The 21161-nt window shown below is 56.6% G+C and carries 28 protein-coding genes; 17 read left to right on the forward strand and 11 right to left on the reverse strand.

What is annotated here, in order from left to right; genetic code table 11:
• Positions 1 to 80: 80 nt before the first annotated feature.
• From JCM25414_RS00755 to JCM25414_RS15575, 4 genes are all read left to right on the forward strand, one after another.
• Entirely contained in the window at positions 81 to 1007 is a 927-nt protein-coding gene (locus tag JCM25414_RS00755) for an AraC family transcriptional regulator (protein WP_025840409.1), read from the forward strand.
• Positions 1008 to 1394: 387 nt separating this feature from the next.
• A complete protein-coding gene (locus JCM25414_RS15570) occupies positions 1395 to 2054 on the forward strand; it encodes an SDR family NAD(P)-dependent oxidoreductase (RefSeq protein ID WP_277910901.1) in 660 nt (219 codons plus the stop codon).
• Positions 2006 to 2137: an SDR family oxidoreductase gene (locus JCM25414_RS25590; RefSeq protein WP_304488822.1), complete on the forward strand. Its 132-nt coding sequence runs from the start codon at positions 2006 to 2008 to the stop codon at positions 2135 to 2137. Before JCM25414_RS15570 ends, JCM25414_RS25590 begins: the two co-directional genes overlap by 49 nt.
• A gap of 344 nt (positions 2138 to 2481) precedes the next feature.
• Positions 2482 to 3633: a Hint domain-containing protein gene (locus tag JCM25414_RS15575; RefSeq protein ID WP_081775728.1), complete on the forward strand. Its 1152-nt coding sequence runs from the start codon at positions 2482 to 2484 to the stop codon at positions 3631 to 3633.
• 22 nt (positions 3634 to 3655) lie between these two features.
• On the opposite strand, the gene JCM25414_RS15580 is transcribed toward JCM25414_RS15575, so the two are convergent.
• Positions 3656 to 4453, reverse strand: coding sequence for a site-specific integrase (locus JCM25414_RS15580; RefSeq protein ID WP_148300871.1), 798 nt, complete (start codon positions 4451 to 4453; stop codon positions 3656 to 3658).
• Between the two features lie 507 nt (positions 4454 to 4960).
• Between JCM25414_RS15580 and JCM25414_RS23970 the strand changes: the two genes are divergently transcribed.
• Positions 4961 to 5068 (forward strand): DUF4172 domain-containing protein, encoded by a 108-nt coding sequence (locus tag JCM25414_RS23970; RefSeq protein WP_242403202.1) that lies wholly within the window; start codon positions 4961 to 4963, stop codon positions 5066 to 5068.
• Positions 5069 to 5358: 290 nt separating this feature from the next.
• Here the strand turns inward: JCM25414_RS23970 and JCM25414_RS00775 are convergent, their stop codons facing one another.
• The 10 genes from JCM25414_RS00775 to JCM25414_RS00805 are packed head-to-tail and all read right to left on the reverse strand — an operon-like array spanning position 5359 to position 11590.
• The gene (locus tag JCM25414_RS00775; protein WP_025840411.1) at positions 5359 to 5727 is read right to left on the reverse strand and encodes a hypothetical protein; all 369 of its coding nucleotides are present in this window, start codon (positions 5725 to 5727) and stop codon (positions 5359 to 5361) included.
• 18 nt (positions 5728 to 5745) lie between these two features.
• A complete protein-coding gene (locus JCM25414_RS25595) occupies positions 5746 to 6090 on the reverse strand; it encodes an amidohydrolase family protein (RefSeq protein WP_277910902.1) in 345 nt (114 codons plus the stop codon).
• Complete coding sequence (locus JCM25414_RS15585; RefSeq protein WP_277910903.1) at positions 6042 to 7115, reverse strand: amidohydrolase family protein; 1074 nt, start codon at positions 7113 to 7115, stop codon at positions 6042 to 6044. The genes JCM25414_RS25595 and JCM25414_RS15585 overlap by 49 nt, the downstream gene beginning before the upstream one ends.
• 27 nt (positions 7116 to 7142) lie before the next feature.
• Positions 7143 to 7796: a GntR family transcriptional regulator gene (locus JCM25414_RS00785; RefSeq protein WP_025840412.1), complete on the reverse strand. Its 654-nt coding sequence runs from the start codon at positions 7794 to 7796 to the stop codon at positions 7143 to 7145.
• A gap of 16 nt (positions 7797 to 7812) precedes the next feature.
• On the reverse strand, positions 7813 to 8739 hold the full coding sequence (locus JCM25414_RS15590) for a dihydrodipicolinate synthase family protein (protein WP_242403203.1): 927 nt from the start codon (positions 8737 to 8739) through the stop codon (positions 7813 to 7815).
• A 10-nt stretch (positions 8740 to 8749) separates the two neighbouring features.
• Entirely contained in the window at positions 8750 to 9676 is a 927-nt protein-coding gene (locus tag JCM25414_RS15595) for an NAD(P)/FAD-dependent oxidoreductase (protein ID WP_369345961.1), read from the reverse strand.
• Positions 9657 to 9920 (reverse strand): FAD-dependent oxidoreductase, encoded by a 264-nt coding sequence (locus tag JCM25414_RS25600; RefSeq protein WP_277910904.1) that lies wholly within the window; start codon positions 9918 to 9920, stop codon positions 9657 to 9659. The genes JCM25414_RS15595 and JCM25414_RS25600 overlap by 20 nt, the downstream gene beginning before the upstream one ends.
• The gene (locus tag JCM25414_RS23975; RefSeq protein WP_242403204.1) at positions 9917 to 10318 is read right to left on the reverse strand and encodes a (2Fe-2S)-binding protein; all 402 of its coding nucleotides are present in this window, start codon (positions 10316 to 10318) and stop codon (positions 9917 to 9919) included. The genes JCM25414_RS25600 and JCM25414_RS23975 overlap by 4 nt, the downstream gene beginning before the upstream one ends.
• Positions 10319 to 10338: 20 nt before the next feature.
• Positions 10339 to 11340: an FAD-dependent oxidoreductase gene (locus JCM25414_RS15600; RefSeq protein WP_242403205.1), complete on the reverse strand. Its 1002-nt coding sequence runs from the start codon at positions 11338 to 11340 to the stop codon at positions 10339 to 10341.
• Positions 11327 to 11590, reverse strand: a complete 264-nt coding sequence (locus JCM25414_RS00805; RefSeq protein ID WP_025840413.1) for a 2Fe-2S iron-sulfur cluster-binding protein — start codon at positions 11588 to 11590, stop codon at positions 11327 to 11329. The genes JCM25414_RS15600 and JCM25414_RS00805 overlap by 14 nt, the downstream gene beginning before the upstream one ends.
• A gap of 136 nt (positions 11591 to 11726) precedes the next feature.
• Here JCM25414_RS00805 and JCM25414_RS00810 point away from each other — a divergent pair, with 136 nt between their 5' ends.
• The 12 genes from JCM25414_RS00810 to JCM25414_RS00845 all read left to right on the forward strand — a co-directional run bounded on the left by JCM25414_RS00810 (position 11727) and on the right by JCM25414_RS00845 (position 20945).
• Positions 11727 to 12602 (forward strand): transporter substrate-binding domain-containing protein, encoded by an 876-nt coding sequence (locus tag JCM25414_RS00810; protein WP_025840414.1) that lies wholly within the window; start codon positions 11727 to 11729, stop codon positions 12600 to 12602.
• Positions 12599 to 13258 (forward strand): amino acid ABC transporter permease, encoded by a 660-nt coding sequence (locus JCM25414_RS00815; RefSeq protein ID WP_025840415.1) that lies wholly within the window; start codon positions 12599 to 12601, stop codon positions 13256 to 13258. Before JCM25414_RS00810 ends, JCM25414_RS00815 begins: the two co-directional genes overlap by 4 nt.
• The gene (locus tag JCM25414_RS23980; RefSeq protein WP_051535586.1) at positions 13258 to 13680 is read left to right on the forward strand and encodes an ABC transporter permease subunit; all 423 of its coding nucleotides are present in this window, start codon (positions 13258 to 13260) and stop codon (positions 13678 to 13680) included. The genes JCM25414_RS00815 and JCM25414_RS23980 overlap by 1 nt, the downstream gene beginning before the upstream one ends.
• Positions 13677 to 13907 (forward strand): hypothetical protein, encoded by a 231-nt coding sequence (locus tag JCM25414_RS23985; protein WP_051535587.1) that lies wholly within the window; start codon positions 13677 to 13679, stop codon positions 13905 to 13907. Before JCM25414_RS23980 ends, JCM25414_RS23985 begins: the two co-directional genes overlap by 4 nt.
• Positions 13894 to 14337, forward strand: coding sequence for an ATP-binding cassette domain-containing protein (locus JCM25414_RS23990; RefSeq protein ID WP_242403206.1), 444 nt, complete (start codon positions 13894 to 13896; stop codon positions 14335 to 14337). The genes JCM25414_RS23985 and JCM25414_RS23990 overlap by 14 nt, the downstream gene beginning before the upstream one ends.
• A gap of 16 nt (positions 14338 to 14353) precedes the next feature.
• Entirely contained in the window at positions 14354 to 14635 is a 282-nt protein-coding gene (locus JCM25414_RS23995; protein WP_242403208.1) for an ATP-binding cassette domain-containing protein, read from the forward strand.
• A gap of 46 nt (positions 14636 to 14681) precedes the next feature.
• On the forward strand, positions 14682 to 15320 hold the full coding sequence (locus JCM25414_RS15615; protein WP_277910905.1) for a dihydrodipicolinate synthase family protein: 639 nt from the start codon (positions 14682 to 14684) through the stop codon (positions 15318 to 15320).
• Positions 15317 to 15571: a dihydrodipicolinate synthase family protein gene (locus tag JCM25414_RS25605; protein WP_277910906.1), complete on the forward strand. Its 255-nt coding sequence runs from the start codon at positions 15317 to 15319 to the stop codon at positions 15569 to 15571. The genes JCM25414_RS15615 and JCM25414_RS25605 overlap by 4 nt, the downstream gene beginning before the upstream one ends.
• A 196-nt stretch (positions 15572 to 15767) precedes the next feature.
• Complete coding sequence (locus JCM25414_RS25610) at positions 15768 to 16172, forward strand: transporter substrate-binding domain-containing protein (protein ID WP_277910907.1); 405 nt, start codon at positions 15768 to 15770, stop codon at positions 16170 to 16172.
• Entirely contained in the window at positions 16120 to 17265 is a 1146-nt protein-coding gene (locus JCM25414_RS25615) for an ABC transporter substrate-binding protein/permease (protein ID WP_277910908.1), read from the forward strand. Before JCM25414_RS25610 ends, JCM25414_RS25615 begins: the two co-directional genes overlap by 53 nt.
• 9 nt (positions 17266 to 17274) lie before the next feature.
• A complete protein-coding gene (locus JCM25414_RS00840) occupies positions 17275 to 20211 on the forward strand; it encodes an FAD-dependent oxidoreductase (protein WP_025840417.1) in 2937 nt (978 codons plus the stop codon).
• A complete protein-coding gene (locus JCM25414_RS00845) occupies positions 20208 to 20945 on the forward strand; it encodes an amino acid ABC transporter ATP-binding protein (protein WP_025840418.1) in 738 nt (245 codons plus the stop codon). Before JCM25414_RS00840 ends, JCM25414_RS00845 begins: the two co-directional genes overlap by 4 nt.
• Positions 20946 to 21161 lie beyond the last annotated feature (216 nt).

A 21161-nucleotide genomic window follows, 5' to 3' on the forward strand; every position in this document is an offset into this window, starting at 1 on the left:
GAAAGTGTTCTTGTAGTTCAGGCGAGTTTTCATGATTGAGCGTCGCTATTACGGCATCTGGCAGTGAGGAACGAACTGTGATGAATATGGAGCAGGATCCTGTTTCGGATATAATTTCTGCCGCGGTGATAGACAGGTTCTATCTGGCTACGCTCGATTTTTCCGGAACTTGGGGGCTGAAATTTGACGAAATAGGAGGGATCAAATTCACTGTGCTTTCAAAAGGGCACTGTTGCATGAAATTGGGAGATACGGGTGAGACGATTTACCTCAACCCCGGTGACTGCATCTTGATGACCCAGGGATCGCCATTTTCAACGTTAAGTTCGGCCAAGGCCGCATGTGCGAACCCATCCATCCTTAAACAAGACCTGTCCGAAACGGAGGCATTTTACACGAACGGGGGGAGCGACGTGCATTTGCAGGGGGGGCGCTTCTTTTTTTCCGATATACATGACGCAATACTACGCGATCTTCTTCCGAGATTCATATGCTTGCGTGCAGAAGAAACGGGTGCATCGCTTCTAAAGCCGCTCATTGATCGGTTTGTTCTGGAGGTTCGCAATGCGCGGCCCGGACGCACCGCCGCAATACATAACCTCGCCAGAATGATGGTGCTGGAGATTATACGTTTCCAGCTCGAAAAAGGGGGTAATCACGCAGGAAATATACTATCGGGTCTAAGTGATAGGCGTATCGGAAAAGCAGTTCACGCAATTCATGACTTACCCGGTAAAGCCTGGACAGTCGAAAATCTTGCTCTTGCGGCTGGCATGTCACGTTCAAACTTCGCTGCGCGGTTTCGCCTCCTGGTCGGGATCGGTCCGATCGAATATCTGACGCAGTGGCGCATGGCGCTGGCATGTTCATCGCTGACAACTACTGCCGAGGCTATTTCTGAGATCGCCTATCGATACGGTTATGCGTCAGAAAGCGCGTTCAGTACCGCGTTCAGAAGAAACTTGGGTATCTCTCCCCGGTCATATCGTGAGCGTCGGGCCAGGTAGTCGTGGGCAGCACGCCGCCTCTAATCGGCGGATGAACGGAAGGCGCCCCTCTCCGAAAGGCTTGCCGACCTTGGCATCCAGTGCTGGCGTTTCATAGATGAGTCACATCGAATGATCGTCATATTGCGGGGCGAAGTCAGGTCGGGCGGTGTCGGTAACTTTGCACCTGTTGTCTTGTTGAGAATTGCAAACTCACCGTTAAAGTCGAGGCGAGGCGCGTATCTATCCTGTCCTATCCTATCAGAGTTGTGCAACGCCGTTGTCATGCTTTGAAAGCATAACTGGATTATCGATCATCTTATCAGTGCTCTCACGAATATCCGCCTTCCTCCCTTTTGATAGATGTCACCTGTTTATTGAGTTGTGGTCGAAAACTGGGGTTCTCGGATGTCCGATAAGAAAATTGCGCTTGTAACAGGCTCTTCCAAAGGCATTGGTGCTGAAATTGCGAAGGAACTCGCGAAAAAAGGATTTGTCGTCTTTGTCAATTATTCTCGGGATCTGATTTCTGCGCAGTGTGTTGTTGGCGAGATTGAGAAGGCCGGAGGTGAGGCCGTAATTGTCAAAGGCGATGTCTCTGACGAACGAAGTGTGACAGCTATTTTCGCTGAGATACGGCGAAAATACGGGCGTCTGGATGTTTTGGTCAATAATGCAGGGGTCTATGGCACCGGGGCGTTGTCCGATTTGCAGAAAAGTACCTTCAACTGGCATTTTGATCTGAACGTATTTGGAACTCTTTTTTGCTGTCGCGAGGCTTTAGGGCTTTTTGACGATAAGGGTGGCTCGATCATCAATATTGGGTCTTCTGTTACCTCGTTTACGCCGCCGAACTCCGTTGTTTACACGGCCTCTAAAGGTGCTGTCGATGCAATAACCAGGACCCTTTCGAAGGAGCTTGGTGGTCGTAAAATCAGGGTCAACTCGGTCAATCCAGGTCTCATATTGACTGAAGGCTGTCGGCGACGGGTTTTTCGGATGATAAGTTTCGCGCCTCTATCGAGACTGTTACGCCCCTTGGACGGACTGGCATCCCGCAGGATATAGCGCCGGCAATCGCGTTTTTGGCTTCGGAAGCAGCGAGCTGGATTAGTGGAGAAATCCTCGTGATTGGTGGGGGACTTCACTGAAGCCGATATAAAGGCTCGGGGTTATGTCCCCCCCCCTTCAAATAATAAAACTATTATTGGTGTCAAATGACGGATTGATGGAAAAATAGAAAATGGCGATCCCTACGTCAGGAAACTATAATCTCTAATTTAGTGCGATTCCAGGTTTTGCCATCGGGGGGGCAGGCTTTCCGACCGGGTCGAAGCAAGCATGGACGAATCTGGACTATACTTCGAATAATGGCACTGGTTCAGTGCAGTTCGGAGCAGGATTCGTGGTTGTTCCTGCTAGAAAACCATATCCAGCCAGAAAAATAACATACACGACAATATATGGATGCAGTACGAGTGGCAATTCATTCATCATGAAAGATACGAATGGAAATTTCTGGTATATATCCACGAAAACGCCATCCAGTTACTCGGAAAAGTTTGTAACGTTCGGGGATGGAAGCGGATATAACGATGACAGCTCATGGGGAGTTGGCTTTTACGACCTCTATAGCAAATCTACTAGTTCTTCTAACTTCCAGCCGGGTGTGCCCGTTTGCTATCTTTCGAATAGGCAAATAGGCACGGGAACAGGTTATCGCCTTGTTCAGGATATCCGTCCGGGAGATGAGATCCTTTCCTTGGAGAATGGAAAAATCGTGACGACTCAGGTCGTCTGGGTTGGCAAGGCGACGCATGTCGTTGATCCTCTTCTCCCGGATGATCTCTCTGGGTATCCCGTCAGAATACGGGCAGACGCAATCGGCCCGGGCGTGCCGAGCAAGGATATGCTGATTACGTCAGAACATAGTCTATTTTTTGATGGAAAATTCATTCCTGTTCGTATGCTCGTGAATGGTGGATCTATTTCTTATGATAAGTCGTTCCACTCTTATGACTATTATCATATTGAGACGGCCAACTATGCCGTCATTCTAGCGGATCGAGTATGGAGCGAAAGCTATCTAGATACAGGAAACAAGGAACGGTTTGGGAAGAATGCAGCGAGATCCAACCAACGTGCTGCCCCTCAAAAATGCTGGAACGAAAATTCAGCAGTGCCTCTTTGCGTTGACCGAGAGTTCGTGGAACCAATCTTTACGGAGTTGAACAACCGGTCGCAGAAGCTCGGCTTTTCAAGCTCAGCGAGCGTTCCATCAATCACGGGTGACGCTGCTCTCCATCTCGAAACTGAAGATGGAACGAAAATTTGGCCTGTCACGACAAGGGGGGCGATCGTCACCTTTCAAATTCCGGAGCGACAAAGCAGACTATATATCGTGTCCCGCCATAGCCGTCCCTGTGAAAGTATTGGCCCTTATGTCGACGACCGACGTCAGTTGGGCGTGTTAGTGGGCACGATGATGCTCGATGTTAATACGCGAGCTTTCTTTCTGGACGCTCATTTGTCGAAAGACGGGCTTGGCGGCTGGCATCCACGAGAGTCAAAAGGCAGAAGATGGACAAGCGGATATGCAGTGCTCTATCTCCACCTGAGACTGGTCACCAACCCTCGCGCCTCATAATGAATATCTTGGCAGGAGGACCTTATCCGGACCATGAAATTTGGGAAAGGAAAGTGCAAGGTTCTCCCTCTGTAGCTTCATGCTCCTGAATGACGATGCAGGGGATGCCCCTGAGGGTCATGATGTCCTGATTTCGGAGGCGACAGATTTCCTCCACCCGCATACCCGTATAGGCGCCGACACCCACGATGAAGCCAAACGTCTCCTTTGAAATGGATGTGGCAATCTCGAAAGGGGCTTCTGCCAGTCGGGCAAGATGCTCGTCGCTCCAGCGGATGCGCTGGAGTTTTTTCTTTGTGTCGAATGACCAGCCTGTGAACAGGTTTCTGTCCACGAGGTCACGCAGGAGATAATAGCGCCAGATGGCAGACAGGCGGGAGAAGTTGTTTTTGACAGCCTTGCCCGAGACTGTTCGGAGTTTGAGCCGGGTCGATTCCTCTGCGAGTTCGAGTGCGGTCCTTTTGTCGTTCTTTTTTCTGCCGTGGTATTCCGGGAGCTTCTCCATGACCTCCTTGAACCGTCCGGCATCGGCGCCGGTATACAGGCGTATTTCCTTGTCTCCGCAGACTTCCAGAAAGCGCCTGACGACATTGCGATAACCTCTGAAGTCGGCGTCCTTCCATTTCTGTGAGGAGGCGAGAATGAAGGCTTCGCTGGCCTCGGAGAACAGAGGGCTTTTGTCTGGTTCCTTCGGCTTGGTCCAGGTTTCGATATTGCTGAAGTGGCCGAGGATGGCAGACATCTTCTCCTGCACGTCGAATGCCGGGGAGTGTTTCACGATTGGTCTGAAGGCATATTCGGCAGGGCGTCGAACCAGCATTGCAAGGCTATGATGGGGCGCCTGAATGTAGAAAAACACCGATCTCAGGTTGCGGTGGCCTAAAAAACACAATCATTTCAATGTGTTATATGATGTGGACTATGGTACTCGAGCCTAAATACTCTGGGTAGTTCACATCAGTATTTCCAATGATTTTCGATGTCTCGCTGTCTACGCGCTTCTTCCTGTTTCTTTCTATTCCCATTCTTGGACAAACAATCCGGGAAGGCAAGAGCTGATTTCGAAGGTGCTCGTGGCTTGTAATGTGGTCGTGATGGTCGGGTGAATCATTGTACCGATCTCACATGTGATCTCGAGTTGCATGAGCGATTGATGGCTCCTCTATAAATCACAAAATACGCTTACGGTGATCGATAAGCGGTAGGGATATCGATCATGCGTTGGAACTGGCGACTTCAGGACTGGACATGTTTCCAATTCGATAGGGCTCGTTTGTAAGACGCTGAAAAGTGACCCTTAAAGGGCTCGGTTGTCTTCATTGGCTCTATGCAACATCTGGACGCCAACGCCACTCAGCAGCTTGTCGTGCAACTGCTGTCGCAAGAAACGATCCAGAGCTCGGCTATCGAAGGTGATCTGCTCGTAAGAAAATAGGTGCCGTTTGTAACTGATCAGGGGGCGTTCTCATCGCTCGCACCCACCACGCCACGATTGATGCGACGTCGCCGGTGGAAATGCTGAGACGTTCTCTCTGAGATCGAAAGTCGGGAGGGAGGCAAAATCATTGATGATCACATATAATGACCCTCTGCACGGCGCTTGATAAAATTGCACAGGTTCGGCGCATGGCCCAGATGGGTTCGAACCGTTGCAAAAAAAATCTCATAGAAAATCCCGCAGAAGGAAAGTGCCGGCAGACAAGTGAAGACGACATGAGGTCGTTCTCATCGTGTGGTGACATAAGGGTCGATATAAGTCTCCTGCTCTTCTGCCAGCCAAGCTAGACGAGACCGCTTACGAAGCTTCGTGGCGCATCCCTCGTCCGAACTTACAATCTCGACCATGACGTGGATCCGTGACTGAATGTCGAGACCGAGACGTTTCAATTCGCTCTCGAGCAGGCTGAGAGAGATTTCAAATTTGACCACCCCCGGCTCATTGGAGAGCGTGATATCGCTCGCTCCGGCTTCCGAGCTTGTTGCTCGGGCAGCATTCAAAGAAGCCGAGCAATGGACGTAGGTGAGGGCGTCCCCAAGATTGCCTTTATCGGGATGGGGTATCACACCTCGCTCGTGCCTGTCTCGATCACGCATGTGATCTTCCAGCACGCGCTAGATACAGTCCGTCTCCTGGAATGGAATGGAGCACACCATTCCCCATGGCCAGCGTCCGCGGAGATAGGTGGCGACCGGCCACCCTGTCACCTCTCTGCCGTCATAGGGCGTGTAATCGATGGCACTCTCAAACAGCTCCGGTGAGATCATTTTGCGAATGGCAGGATCCCATAAAACCAGGTCCGCGTCTGAGCCCGGCGCGATCGTTCCTTTTCTAGGGTATAATCCGTAGCGTTTCGCAGGATTTGTGGCAGTAACGCGGATGAAATCTGTCAGATCGATCCGATCTCTGGTTATGGCCGCATCGAACAGAACAGGCAGGCGCGTCCCCAGCCCCGGCATGCCGTTCGGTATCTTCGAAAAATCGGCATCCCGCCCGTAGCGCGCCTTGCCTGACGAGCTTCATAAGTGTAGCCGCAGTGATCAGAAGAGACGACCGAGATCGTGCCGTCAAGCAAGGCCCGCCACATGCCCTCGCGCTCCGCGACGCTCCGCAAGGGAGGGCTGCATATGAATTTCGCCCCCTCGAAGCCTTCGCGCTTGAGTTCATCTTCGGTCAAGGTCAAATAATGCGTGCATGTCTCTGCAGTTACCTGCACGCCGCGATCGCGTGCACGGGCAATCTCGGCCGCCACCTCCGGGCTCGAGACATGGAATATCTGTATAGGCTGGCCGGTAACTTCGCTTAGGGCGATGGCTCGGGATGTGGCCTCGCGTTCGACACTCACTGGCCGTGATGTTACGTGGCTGTGCGCGTGGATCTTACCCTCAGCCAGATGCCGGGACACCAGAAACCGTATCGCCTCATAATTTTCGCAGTGAAGGGAGACGATCATATCGTGCGGAAGTGCGGCAGAGAGCACCTGCAGAACCTGATCATCTGCGAGATGAAACGCGTCATAAGTCATGAATACCTTCAGACCTGCCGCCCCCAGTGCCACGACTTCAGGTATGCCTGTCTCCAGTGTTTCCTTGTCTGTGCGCGTGACGATTTGATGGATGGCATAATCACAACGCGATGCCTGGCCTTTCTCGCGATAAGCAAGAAATTGTTCCTTGAGTTCTCTGCCAGGCAAATGGGCTGAAAAACATACAACTGTCGTTGTTCCACCGAGCAGCGCCGAGCCGGTGGCCGAGGCGAAACCGTCCTCATGAACGGTGCCGTCCGCCTCATCCTGTTCAATATGGCAATGCCCGTCCACGCCTCCCGGCATCACGATCAGGCCTGTCGCATCGACTTCTTCGTCGCCGCGAAGATGATGGGCCAGGGCGACGATTTTTTCCCCGTTTATACCGATATCGGCTCTAATTTGATCGGTAGCCGTAACAATCAGACCGTTCTTGATAACGAGGTCATAGCGGGTCATTGCAAGCTCCTGTAAGAGCGGGGGACCTTAGCCGCCGCGCAGAATTTCCATGCAATCTGCAGCGACATTGCGCAGATGCGTGACCATGGCCTGCCGGGCTGCATTCGCATCACCGTCCAGCAGGGCATCGAGGATGGCCAGGTGTTCGACAGTAGAGGCAGGCACGCGACCGAGCGGGTAGGAAACCTCGCAAAGCCGCGTAAGCGTACGCAGAGAGTCGATCGTTCGCACCATCACGCCATTTCCGGTGGTCTTGGGAAAGAGGAGGTGAAGGCGGTCATCGAGTTGCCATTGCGCAGCAGTTTGCTCGGGCGTTTCTCCCAACTCGACAACTTCTGCGCGCAGCGAGCCGAGCAAACCCCGATCAAGCCGATCAAAGGAAAGCGCAATCGCCTCGCTTTCGAGAATCTCACGAATATGGATGCCCTGAAAGAACTCTGCAGCAGAGACATTGCGTACGGCAAACGAGCGTGAGCCCTGCTTTACCAGAAGGTCCTCCGCAGCCAGGCGCATCAGCGCCTCGCGTACCGGTGTGCGGGAAATTTCCAAGTGATCTGCCAGTCTTCCCTCAACTACAGAAGTGCCGCCAGGCAGCTTCTTCTCGAGGATCATCTGTCTGATCTGGGTATAAGCCAGTTCTGCAAGATTTTGCTCGCGTTCAGCAACCCGGTACTCACTCATGCCTCTTCTTCCACTTTCATTGCGGCTTCCAGCGCGTGCCGAAGAGCCGACCACTCATTGGAAGAGAGGATAACAGAAGGTCGTCTGGTGCGGCAGGCGCTCCATTCTCCCAGAATGACGAGGCATGCCTTGAGCGCAACGTGGCCCGGCTGGATGGCGCCTTGCCGTAGATCAGGTTGGCGAGAGGCTGGATCGCTTCATGGATCGCACGGGCTTTCGCCATGTCGCCACTTTCGACAGCGCTCCAGAGCCTGCACATCGAGCGCGGCAGTATGGCTGCAAGGCTGACGAGACTGCCTGTCGTGCCAATCGCAAAACAGGGGAGCAGATGCTCATCTCCTGAGGCCATGACCTGCACATGCGGTGCAACCCGCGCGGCCAGTCTCCTGTGGCGGTCATAGGCATTCGTTTCCCAACTGCCCTCCTTGACGGCAACGATACCCGGCAGGCCGAGAAGCGTTTCGAGCAGGGGAAGGCTATAGGCCATGCCTCCGCTGCCGATTGATGACTGATACAGCATGACCGGCACTGTCGACGCAGCGCATATGGCCTGATGATGCGCGAGGATGGCCGCATCGTCCTGTGCCAGCGCCCATGAGAACGGAGGAAAGACCAGCAGGGCATCAGCCCCGGCATCAATCGCGTCCTGCACATGGAAACAGGCCTCTGTCGTCTCCTCGGCGAGGATCCCGCTCACGATCAGACGGTCGTTTCCAAGCGTCTCCCGTGCGACCTCTATGACCTGTTTTTTCTCTTCCCGGGTGAGAAGATGGTTTTCGCCAGCGTGCCCGTTGCAGAGAATGCCCCTGATCCCGTCATCTGCCGTACAGCGACGCAGATGGGCGCGTAGCAAGGAGAATGCGATAAGCCCCGTCTCGTCGAAAGGAACGAGGGTGGCGGCATAGATCCCCCTGAAGTGCGAGGCCGTTTCGAAAGACGTCATGACGATCCTGTCAGGAGAGAGTGGGGGGCAGGGAACTGGTTTTTGTCGCTGGCGGGAGAGCGAAACGACAGGGGTCAAATGCCCTCAGGTCCGGATCACCCCCCAGGATACGATCTGCAAGGAGGCGGGCCATATACGGGCCGCTGGTAAAACCGGAATGGACCGAGCCAATGACAAACCGCGTGTCGTCCGGCCCCAGGGAGCCGATCAATGGCATGGCGTCGGGTGTCTCGGCCTCCTGGCCAAGCCATACCCTGAGCACCATCGCATTTCTAAGCGCGGGAATGACATGCTGGGCCAGCCTCACATTGCCTCGCAGGTTTTCGGGTATGACGCGCGTTCCGCCTGCTTCAAGCGTGCCCTCTCCCTGCCAGCCGCCGCCAATAAGCACACTTCCATTGGTGAATTGCTTGAGCGAGAGGAGACCGTTGGCAATGCTGATGACGCTTCCCATCACTTCGCTCATGGGCTCGGTGACGACGAGCTGATTGAACAGACAGCGTATCGGGATGGCAAAACCCATCCAGTCGAGCATTTTCTCGAGCCAGGCTCCTCCGCTCGCCACGACGCGTGCGGCATGAACAGGATGGGCACGATCGCGAAGATGGATGGCATGATCGCCCCCGTTACCCGTTGCGATCTGCGCCACCTCGCCGTGCTCAAGCAGGGTGACACCCTCTCGCTCCAGAGCGCGTGCGTAGGCGGCTCCGACGCGATAGGACGGGATATGGCCGTCAAGGGCGCATGACGCAGCGGCGCGCAGTCCCGGGTTCAGCCCCGGCTCTATTTCGACGGCTTTTCCGGCAGAAATAATCTCGATCGGTGCGCCTGCTTCCGACCTGACACGCGCCCGCGCCTGAGCAGCGCTTCTTCGGCTTCGGTGAAAGCCAGGGACAGTCCATGAGTGGAAACAGCGCCTACCGGCTCGCCAAGCCAGCGCGCCGCATCAAGCCACATCTCCCGTCCCTGATGGCATGGGGTATCAGTTGAGCCCGGGTCATATGCAAGGTCAGGGTGCCTGCGTTGATCCCGGAAGCAGCGCGAAAGAGGGCCCCGCGTTCAATCAACGCCACCTTCATGCCAGCCTGGGCAAGGAACAATGCGGTTGTCGCGCCCATGACACCGGCGCCGATGATAGCCGCGTCATAGCGTTCATGCGCAGTCCCGATGGTCACGCTCATAGCGGCGCCGCCTTTGGAAGCGGGATATCGTCGTAATCGAATTCTCCCGAGATCGCGCTCAATGGGAGCGGAAAAAACGGGGCGCGTACGGTAAATATCCCGGTGTCCTGAGGGGATATGCTGCCAGTCTCAATCAGGATCTGACGCAGCCCGTCCTCGCAGGAACGCCCCTGACAGGGGCCCATGCCGCAGCGTGTCCACGCCTTGACCTGATTGACATCTCTTGCCCCTGCCGCGATGGCCTGGCGTGCAGCCGAGGCCATGACCTGTTCGCAGCGACACAGGATCGTCGCATCCGGTATGGCAAGAGCGCAGTCATGACCTGACCGCATCAAACGGCGCATCGTGACGGAAATCGCGGCTAGTTTTTGCAGGCGTCGAAGCGCCGGCGCCGCCAATGAGTCGAATCCAGCCTTGGTTATACGCCAGTATCGAGCGCGATAGCATGGGCGGTGACAAGTCCTCTGAGCCGTGAAGCCTCCGCGCCCTCTATCCCGGCTGCATCGCCTGTCACATAGAGGTTAGTGATATCGGTGCGCCCCGCCGTATCGGTGACCGGTTTGAAGTAATCTCCTGACGGATCGTATTCATGCCGAGCTCCGGCTGCTCTCGAGAGGAGCGTTGTGGGCTTCAGGCCATCGCCATAGGCCAGTATGCTGGCATTCACGGTCGAGGAGGATTTCCTGCGATCCTTGGGGCAGATTGTCACGAGAACCCCATCTTCCAGATTCTGGATATCCGAGATGCGGGCATTATAATGGATAGGGATGCGGGCAGCGGTGATCTGCGCCATCCATCGTGTGGCCTCCAGCAGACGCCCGGCGTCGCGATACAATTTCGTACCGAGTTCGATCCATTCCCCCAGCCCTGCAGATGAGACAATGGCCGCGACTTTGCCGCCAAGCGCAAGCACCTGATGGGCGACCGAAAAGAGCAGCGGCCCGGATCCAGCCAGGACGATACTTCGACCGGGGAGCGTCCCACCCCCTCTCAGGAGAATGCTTGCACCTGCAAGGCCGATAACCCGCGGTGTCGTCCAGCCCGGCGCAGGAAGGAAACGCTCAACAGCGCCATTGGCGATAACCAGTCGCTCGGCTCGGAGCTGAGCCATGCCATCAGGGCCAAGCAGATCGAGCTCAAATCGCCCCGTCAGCCCCCATATGCGCGTGGCACGACGATGGTCGACCCCGGAAGCAGCAAGATGCTTACGTATCCTGTCGCCCTTTTTCCGTTCCTGGTCCGCACGGATTTTTTCTCTGGCATAGGGTGATGGAGCCCTGAAAACCTGTCCGCCTGCATCGGGCTGATCATCTATGAGCGTGACGGCAAACCCATGGCGAGAGAGTGCCACCGCGCAGGTGGTCCCGGAGACCCCGGCGCCTGCAACAGCGATATCGGGTCTGGGCTCAGAGGCGGTCATAGGGAAGAACCTGCATGTCGGTTTCAACAAAGGTGCGGCAGGCCTGTGCAAGCTTGCCATCAACGATGACACGGCACTCCTGACAAACACCCATGAAGCAAAAAGCCCCGCACGTACCACGCTGGCCCTGACCCGGCATTCGGCTCTGTCCAAGGGCGAGATATCCGGCCCTGATCAGCGCAGCGGTCAGAGGCTCCCCTTTATGGGCCTCGAGCTTCTTGCCCTTGAAAGTGAGACGCACCAGGGTCACGATATTTCCTTATCAGAACGTTTTGATAGAGAATCTCAGAAACGGGTTTATTATCGTATACAAAGCGTATATTACGATTAGATGAGGGGCGGGGAATCCGCAAGAGCAAACTCGCATTGGGGCAGGAAATCATCTTATGAGCAGCCTCAAGGACAAGGCAGCGCAGAGCGTCAGGGGCGATGCCGGGTTGAATAGGTGTCGTGCCTTGTTCAGGCGTGGCGTCGCTGCGCGCGCGGCTGTTTTCTTCCTGAGTCTCCTCGGGTCTTGTGCTTTTAGTCCCGGGCTGGCGCAGGCCCGTGATCTCGACGCGATACGTGCGAGCGGGCATCTGAATATAGGGGTGGAGCCCGGATTACCCCCATTGGCTGGTTATGATGATCACAATCGCCTTGTGGGTTACGATCTCGATGTCGGCTCGTACCTCGCTCGCAAACTCGGGGTAGAGCCGCGCTTCGTCACGGTGACTTCAAGTGGGCGTATTCTCTATCTTCTGGCGGGTAAGGTGGATGTCGTGCTCGGCGGCCTGACACGGACCGCCGATCGTGAGGCCGTCATCGCGTTTTCCGCGCCTCTCTATCGGGAGTCATTCGCGGCCATCATGCCGGGTTTTTCTCCGGTGCAGCATTTTGCCGATCTCGCTACGGGCCGTTTTCGTCTGGTTGAGGTGCGTGGCTCCACCGCCGTTTCCTTTATGCGGGCACAGGCGCCAAGAGCGGCAATGCTCGTTCTTGATACATATGAGGATGCGATGCGCGCCCTCGCTCAGGGCCGGGGGGACGCACTGGTCGATGTCATTGATTATGTCGGGCATCTTGTTCCCCAAGATCCCCGCTCCCCCTGGCGCATAGAGAGGGAGTTTGCGCCGCCGGCCGGAGAGGACGGTATTGGGATGAATCCGCGAGACCGCCAACTCATCGCAGAGGTCAACAGGATCATTGAGGCGATGCGCAGGAGTCGCGCATTGCGGTCCATCGACAAGCGATGGTTCGGTGCGGATACGCATTCAGAATGAGCGGCCTCGATTTTCATCCTGTCATGCTGAAGCTGCCTTTCCTGCTTGGAGGTGTTGGTACAACAATGCTGCTCGCAGGCATTTCCTTTGCTCTGGGCCTGCTTCTGGCAGTGGTGCTGGTGATCATGCGCGTCGATGGGCGTGGTCCGGTGAAACGGCTGAGCGTTATTTACGGTACGGCCCTGACGAATACGCCGCAATTGTCGCAGATCTTTGCCCTGTTTTATTCATTGCCGTTATTCGGCATGACGGTATCGCCTTTCATTTCCGTGCTGACGGGCATGGCGCTCAATGCTGCGGCATACCTCGCAGAAATTCTGGTAACTGGTCTGCGAACCGTTCCGCATGCTTATCATGACGCTGCGCTCACGCTTGGGATGAGCCGTTTCCAGATCTGGACCCGTGTTCTTCTTCCTCATGCCGGAAGGGCCATGTATCCGGCGCTTTCTAACCACTTCCAGATCATGATCCTCGGCTCCTCGATGGCCTCCATTTTTGGCGTGGAGGATCTGACAGGGCGTGCCTACGATATTGGCACCTCAAGCTTTCGTATCGTCGAAGTAATGAGCGTTACCGCAGGCCTTTATATCATCCTGTCCTTTGTCCTTGGGGGGCTTCTCGCGCTTTTCCATCACCTTGTGGAGCGCAGGGTCTGATGGTTTTTTCGGTCTATGATATCGCCCTTTTCGAACACGCTGTTCTGCGTACGGCCATTCTCTCACTGGCAGGCGGTTTGCTTGGGGTGGCTGGGGGTATCGCCCTGACCGCCATGCGTTTGTCGACTGTGAGATGGCTCCCAGGCCTTGGGCTGGTCGGTGCAGCCTATGTGCAGATCATGCGTCGGATTCCCTTCATCGTGACGCTTTATGGCCTTTTCTTTCTCGCTGGTGCATTGGGTGCCGATATCGGGGCAATGGGAGTGGCAATAGGGGCCATTGGCCTGATCGCCTCGGCCTATCTCTCGGAAATCATCCTGGGCGGCATTCGTACTGTCGGCCCTGAGCAATTCGATTCCGCACTTGCTCTCGACCTTCCTGTCTGGGCGCGCTGGCGCCATGTGGTTCTGCCGCAAGCATGAGGGCCATTCTCCCGCCGGCAATTGGCTATCTCGTGCTCTTTATCAAGGACACGGCGCTGGCATCCCAGATTGGTGTTGTGGAACTCAGCCAGGCAGGTGTGATCCTTTCAAGTCGCGGCTTGCCAGCGACACCCGTCTTTATCGTCGTCCTCTCACTATACTTCGCCTTGTCCTATCCGCTGACGCGGCTGAGTCGTGCTCTGGAGAAGCGTCTTGCCCTATCTTGATGTAAGCAATGTTTCTGTTCGACAGGGTCGTAAGGAGATCCTTGGCAATGTGGGCTTTCAGGCCGGCCGCGGGGAAATCGTCAGCCTGATTGGGCCATCGGGTTCGGGCAAGACAACCATGCTGCGCGCCTTGATCGGGCTGCAGGGCGCTCAGTCGGGCACGGTTACCGTGGACGGACGCTGGATCGACCTCTCGGCGCCCAACGCTGCCGCCTCTTTGAGACACAAGGCTGCAATCGTGTTTCAGAATTTCGGTCTGTTCGATCACATGTCGGTCCTGCGTAACCTAACCCTGGCACCGACGCTTGTGCATAAGCGGCCTGGCGACGAAGCCGAAAAAGAGGCGCGAACGCTCCTTGAAAGGCTCGGAATCGAGGATAAGCCAAGCTGTCCCCGCGCGAACTCTCAGGGGGGCAGAAGCAGCGCGTAGCGATTGCCCGTGCCTGATGCAGCGCCCTGCCTTACTCCTGCTGGATGAGCCGACATCGGCTCTTGATCCGGCGCGTGTGCGCGAAGTCGGGCATCTGATGCAGGACCTGGCCGCTGAGGGCATGACAATCATTCAGGTGTCACATGCCATGCAGGCTGTGCGTAGCCTGTCCAGCCGCATCATTCTTCTGCAAGAGGGAAGGGTGATCCATGCCGCTGACAGCGCTGACGCCGCCACCCCCGATCATCCGATTGCGCGTTTCATGAATTCACAGGACGCCCAGGACAACATGGCCTGACCGCTTCGGAGGTCGGGGGACATCATTTTCAATCGAGGGTAAAATCATGAAATTTCGCGGCACTTATACGGTGATGATTACGCCTTTTGATCAAGAGGGGCAGGTGGATCTGTCTGTCCTGCGTCGTTTTACCGAATGGCAGATTGCGCAGGGTATCGCTGGTCTGATTCCGCTTGGTTCAACGGGTGAATTTCTGTCCCTCACCGACGAGGAGCGTCATCTCGTTGCCCGTACCGTTATCGAGCAGGCAGATGGTCGCGTGCCCGTTCTGATCGGAACGGGTGCTGAAAACACGCATGATGTCATCCGATACAGCCGCGAGGCTGAAACGCTGGGCGCAGATGGCGTCATGATCATCCCGCCATTTTATTCCACCCCGACCGATGACGAAATCTTCGCGCATTATCGCCTTGTTTCCGAGGCTATCGGCTTGCCGATCATGCTCTACAACAACCCGGCGACAGCCAATGTCGATCTGCGTCCCGAACTGGTCGCGCGGCTTTCGACCCTCGCGAATTGCCGCATGATCAAGGAATCGACAATGGATGTCACGCGTATACGCGACATCCAGCGCCTGTGCGGCGATGGCATGGCCGTCTTCGGCGGGATTATGGGATATGAGAGTTTCCTCGAAGGGGCAGTGGCTGGGTGGCCGTTGCCTCAAACGTCGCGCCGCACGCCATGAGCGAGATCTTCCGCCTTTGTGACGGATATCGCGACATCGCGCAGGCCAAAGCTCTCTATCATCGCTACCTTCCCCTGATCCAGCTTGTTGGCGGACAGGGGTATGTTGCGGGCAGCAAGGCGCTTCTGGGAATGATGGGTCTTGAAGTTGGTCTTCCCCGGGCGCCGCGTCTGCCCCTGCCGGAGGCGGCGCGTCTGAGGGCGGGCGAAATCGTGCGTGATCTCGATCTCAGGTTTGAGGACCCGATCTAAGATGCGAGGGAAGGGACTGACTTGCGCGGCCCTTACTCTTTGGACGGCCACAGCCGGGGCGCCTCCCGGTTTTTCGTCAGATAGCGTCGCGAGAGATCGGGGCTCGGCCAAGAGTAGCGAAGTCGTGCCCGATCACGCGACCGCTCCGGACTATCGGGTTGAAGCTGATCACCCGAGCGGTGAGAGATCCTGCCCGATGCTTGACGGCCTCGTCAGGCCAGGTGAGTTGGCCCTAGCAACAAACCCCACATTGCCGCCACTCCAGTATGTGACGCCCTCCGGGGCTCTCGTCGGATTGCGTGTTGAGCTCGGGAACGTCTTAGCGCGTCAGCTATGCTTGCGGTCGGTCTATCACCGGGCCTCCTTCGCCCAGCTCACGCTCGGGCTACTCGAAAAGCGCTGGGATGTCATCGACACCGGAATGTTTTTCACTCCGTATCGCGCAACGCTCATGACGATGGTGCCTACGAGCTACAGGCGATCAGTGTGTCGATGCAGGTCGATGATACGCGCAAGATACGAGATATCGAGCACTCTCAGGGCGCTCCGTGGGGGTCGAGATGGGAGGCATGGAAGAAGCTCATGCCCGCGCCACCGATGAATCTCTGCGGAAATCGGGGCGGGCAGGGCTCGATATCAAGACGTTCCAGAACGTTGGCATTGCTTTTGCTGCGCTACGGGCCGGACAGGTTGCTGCCGTCCTGTCGATAGACGCGGTTGCGCAGCGCAACGCAGATCAGGGCGGCGTGAAGCCTGTATTGCGCGGGTTGTTTCCGACGCCTGTCGCTCTAGCCTTTCGCGATCCCGGACTGGCACGTCTCGCGGCAACCGTGCTCGAACATATGCGCATGAATGGTGAGTTGCTTCGTCTGATGGCGCCCTACGGCGTCGCGCCGTTCAATCATGTGATCATGCGATCGGCCCCGATATGTCCGCCAGTAAAAGCCGGTAAGGAACCCCTCATGCAGGTCTGGAATTGGCAAGGTTTTTTCTCCTATCTCGAAAGCGGCTATCTTTTCCGTGGCGCACTGATCACGATAGGTATGACGCTGATAGCGATCATCCTTGGCTTTGTGCTTGGTCTTGTGCTGGCGCTGATGAAGCGCTCACCCGTTTTGTGGCTCTCGGCACCAGCGCGGCTTTATATCTGGTTTTTCAGAGGGACGCCGCTGCTTGTACAGCTGGTGGTTATTTATGCCGGTCTGCCAAAGCTGGATATCCGCCTGAGCGTCTTGAGTTGCTCCATCATCGGGTTGACTCTCAACGAGGGAGCCTATCTTGCCGAGATCATCCGGGCGGGACTGAATGCAGTCCCCAAGGGGCAAATTGCTGCAGCGCGTGCCTTGGGCCTGAGCGAAAGGCAGATCGCCAGGACGGTCACATTTCCGCAGGCATTCAGACTGATTATCCCGCCACTTGGCAACTCTGTTAACAGCCTGCTCAAGACAACGAGTGTTACTTCCGTGATTTCCATGGAGGAACTCATGCAGCGTGCACAGATCCTTGTGCAGGATCGGTTCATGGTGCTCGAGCTTTTCTCGGTGGCAGCCCTCTACTATCTGGCGATGACAACCGCCTGGGACGCCCTTCAAAGGCGCCTGGAAATCTATGCTGAGCGTCCGTACCGCCGGGAGAAGAGCGTGTCGGTAAGTCAGAAAGGCATTGCCATCGATCTCTCACAAGATGCTCGATAGGGGCATGCGATGCTAGATTTCACGTTCGAGGGCCGTCTGATTACCGCACAGCGCGGTCAGACAGTGAGCGCAGCCCTCCTCTCAGCAGGTGTGCTGGACCATCGTACGGCGCCCGACGGCACGAAGCGCGGTGCCTTTTGCGGCATAGGCGCCTGCCAGGAGTGCCTGCTTTCGATTAATGGCGGTATGCCGCAGCGTGGGTGTCTCACCGAGGTCGCGCCGGGCATGGATGTCAGGCGGGTGCTTGCCCTTCCCGTTGATGAGAATGCGCCTGGCGTGTCGTCACAGGAGCCCCGGCGATCCGAAGCAATGCGTCCCGACAATCACGGGGCGCCAGATGAGGCGCCGCTTGAAGAGATAGGGTGCGATATTCTGATCGTTGGAGCCGGCCCAGCCGGACTGGTCGTGGCGCGTGAACTCGCCAGAGGCGGACGCGACGTTCTCCTTGTTGATGAGCGGCATCTTCCGGGCGGCCAGTATTTCAAGCAAAACGCTGTTGCCGCTGCCCAGGGCGACGCTCAAGCGAAGCGCGGAAGTATCCTGATTGAGGAAATGGCACATAGTGGCGCCCGTTATCTGGGCGATACCATGGTCTGGAGCGCTGCACGCGAAACAGATGGCCTGGTGCTAGGTGCAATAAAGGCAGGCCAGGCCTTTTACATCCGGCCTTCCCATCTGATTATCGCGACAGGCGCACAGGAAGCGCCGAGCGCGCGCGCCGGCTGGACCTTGCCTGGTGTGATGACCACCGGGGCCATGCAAACATTCGGGCGTGGTTATGAGGTAAGGCCAAAGGGGCCGCTCGTCATTGCGGGTAATGGTCCGCTCAATCTGCAACTGGCGGCAGAATATCTGGCGCATGGGGAGACACAGATGAGCGTGGTGGAGGCTGCACCGCCACCCTGGCGTCGACTGCGCCAGATGGTTCTGGCCTTCATATGGTCGCCACGTCTGGCCCTGACCGGGGCACGGCATCTTCTGGCCCTCCGGCGAGCGGGGGTTACGATCTTATGGGCGAGCGCTGCTTCGGCATTTGACGGTAAAGGCTCCTTGCAACGTGTCTGCATACGGGGGAAAGACGGAAGTGAAAAATGGGCGGAAGCGCGTCTCTGTGCACTTGGTGACGGGTTTCTTCCCGCCAGTGAACTGGCGCGACTTCTGGGCTGCAGGACGCGGATCTCCACACGTTTCGGGACGCATCCTGAGATCGGCCGCCGTCATGATGGCCAGACGGAACAGGAAGATATCTCGATTATTGGCGAGGCAGGGAGTTTCGGCGGAGCGGCTCTCGCCCAGGCTCAGGCGGTGCTCTGCGCAGATCGCCTTCTGACACCGCATCGGGGAAGCTCGATAAGAGACATTGCGTCCCGTCTTGTACGTCGCTCCCTGGCGAGGCTTCGTTATGCTGTGGCTGCGCGCTTTCAATCCGCGCTCTGGAAGCTCTATGAGCCGGATATCGTCCTCTCACGGCCCACCGGAGATACGATCGTTTGTCGCTGCGAGTGTGTGACAGCCAAAACGGTCATCGAGCGGATCGAGCGCGATCACCTGTCTGATCTTGCCGCGATAAAGCGGGCAACGCGCGCTGGCATGGGCCGATGTCAGGGACGTTTCTGTCAGGCCACGTTGATGCAGTTCCTGCCCCAGCCGGAGGACGTGCAGGCCTTTACCGCCCCACAAATACCGCTTCGACCTGTTCCGATAGGGGCATTGGCGCGTCAGAGGCCCGAATGGCGGGGGCATCGTCGTGTCGAGACCCAGCGAGGGAGGCCATCCCCGCGCCCGATCGACAAGACCCGCCATCGTGTCGCCGATGTGGCCGTCATCGGTGGCGGTCTCGTTGGCTTGTTCGCTGCCCGTGCTTTGGCCCAGGCGGGGCAGAAAGTGGTTGTGCTGGAAAAATCACGATTGGGCGCTCTTGCATCAGGGGGAAATGCGGGCAGCCTTCACGCCCAGCTCATGGCGTTCGATCCTGCTGAGGAAGGGGGAGGTGTTTCCTTGCAGGCGAGAACACTGGATCTGCAACGGCGTTCGATTGCGCTATGGCAAGCCCTCAGGCCCGAATTTGATCGCGATATCGAATTGAGTGTCTGCGGTGGTCTGGTGATTGCCGAGACTGATGCTGATATGGCCCGTTTGAGACGAAAGGTCGCGATAGAGCAGCAACTGGGTATTGCGTGCAGCATGGTGGACGCCCAGCAATTGCGTGTCATCGAACCAAAACTCAGGGAGGGTTTTCAGGGCGGAGCCTATTGTCTCGAAGAAGGCAAGATCAATCCCCTGGCAGCCACCCTGGCTCTGGCGCGGCTGCTCCGGGAGCGCGATGTCACGATTGAGGAGGGCCAGCGTGTCCGGGGTCTGAAGCAGGTTTCCAACGGTTTCGAAATCGATACGGATAACGAGGGCTGGTCGGTCGGGGCAGTGATCAATGCAGCCGGAGCCTATGCCGGTGATATCGCCGGTATGCTTGGTCAGTCTCTTCCGGTCTATGGCGCCCCCCTGCAGATGATCGTCACCGAGCCCGTGGCGCCTGTCGTGTCCTCGCTTCTCGCGCATGCCAGTCGGCATCTGACACTCAAGCAGGCGAAAAACGGATCCTTGCTGATTGGAGGCGGCTGGAGTGCCGGGATAGATCCGATACATGGTCATCCTCGTCCCTCACGCGCCAGTCTCGAGGGAAATCTCTGGGTGGCGCTTCGCCTGCTGCCAGCTCTTTCCGGCGTCCGGATTGTCAGAAGCTGGGGGGCGATGAACATCGATATCGATGGCGCACCTATTATCGGGGTGCAATGCGATAGGCCGGGATTCTGCTCGGCCGTAACGGCCAATGGCGTCACCCTTGCGCCGCTCATGGGGCAAGCCGCATGCGATCTCGTGCTGGGAAAAGACACAGGACTCGACCTTACCCCGTTTTCACCTGATCGTTTCGGGAGCAATATTTCATGATCACGCTGGACAAGGTTTCCAAATCCTACGGCGATTTCCCTGTGTTGCAATCTTGCTCGGCAATTATCGGCCGAGGCGAAGTCGTTGTTGTATGTGGCCCCTCGGGTTCGGGTAAATCGACACTCATCAAATGCATCAATGCGATGGAAAACTTCGACGCCGGTCAGATTACTGCCGCAGGTATCGTCGTCGCACCCGGAACACGACCCATGACCGAATTGCGCCGCAAAGTTGGAATGGTGTTCCAGAGTTTTGAGCTTTTTTTGCATTTGACAATCGAGGACAATATCCTTCTGGCGCCGAAACTGGTTCTCAACCGTGGGCGTGACGAAAACAGGATGGTCGCGCAGTCTCTGCTAAAGCGCGTGGGGCTGGGCGAGCATGCAAGAAAATACCCCAGCGCCCTTTCCGGCGGACAGCAGCAGCGCGCCGCCATCGCGCGGGCTTTGGCCATGCAGCCTGAAATCCTGCTTTTCGACGAACCCACCTCTGCGCTCGATCCGGAGATGGTCCAGGAGGTGTTGCAGGTTATGACGGAGCTCGCGAATGATGGCATGACGATGATGTGCGTCACCCATGAAATGGGCTTCGCCCGACAGGTCGCGACACGGATTATCTTCGTCGATCGCGGCCAGATTCTCGATGATTGCAGCGCCGAGGCCTTTTTTGCGGGTCGCTGTTCCGAGAGGGCGCGGTCGTTCCTGACACATACATCTTCCGAGCTGCTCCGGTAAGCAGCGCCTGCCTTTCAGATGAGCTTTTGTCCAGGCGTGACCTGTGCCTGTGCCTGTGCCTGCATTTCACCTGAGGCGCGCCATTCCTTAGCACGATTGCTGGATGGACCCCGTTTCACAGAAAAATACACGGAATCGTAATATTTCGCTTCCTCATCGAACTCTCATTGTATACAAATCGAATATCAAATGAGACAAGATGTCGAGGGGAGCTGC

The sequence above is a fragment of the Asaia platycodi JCM 25414 genome (genome assembly GCF_000614545.1).
In the GTDB taxonomy this organism is placed as follows: Bacteria; Pseudomonadota; Alphaproteobacteria; order Acetobacterales; family Acetobacteraceae; genus Asaia; species Asaia platycodi.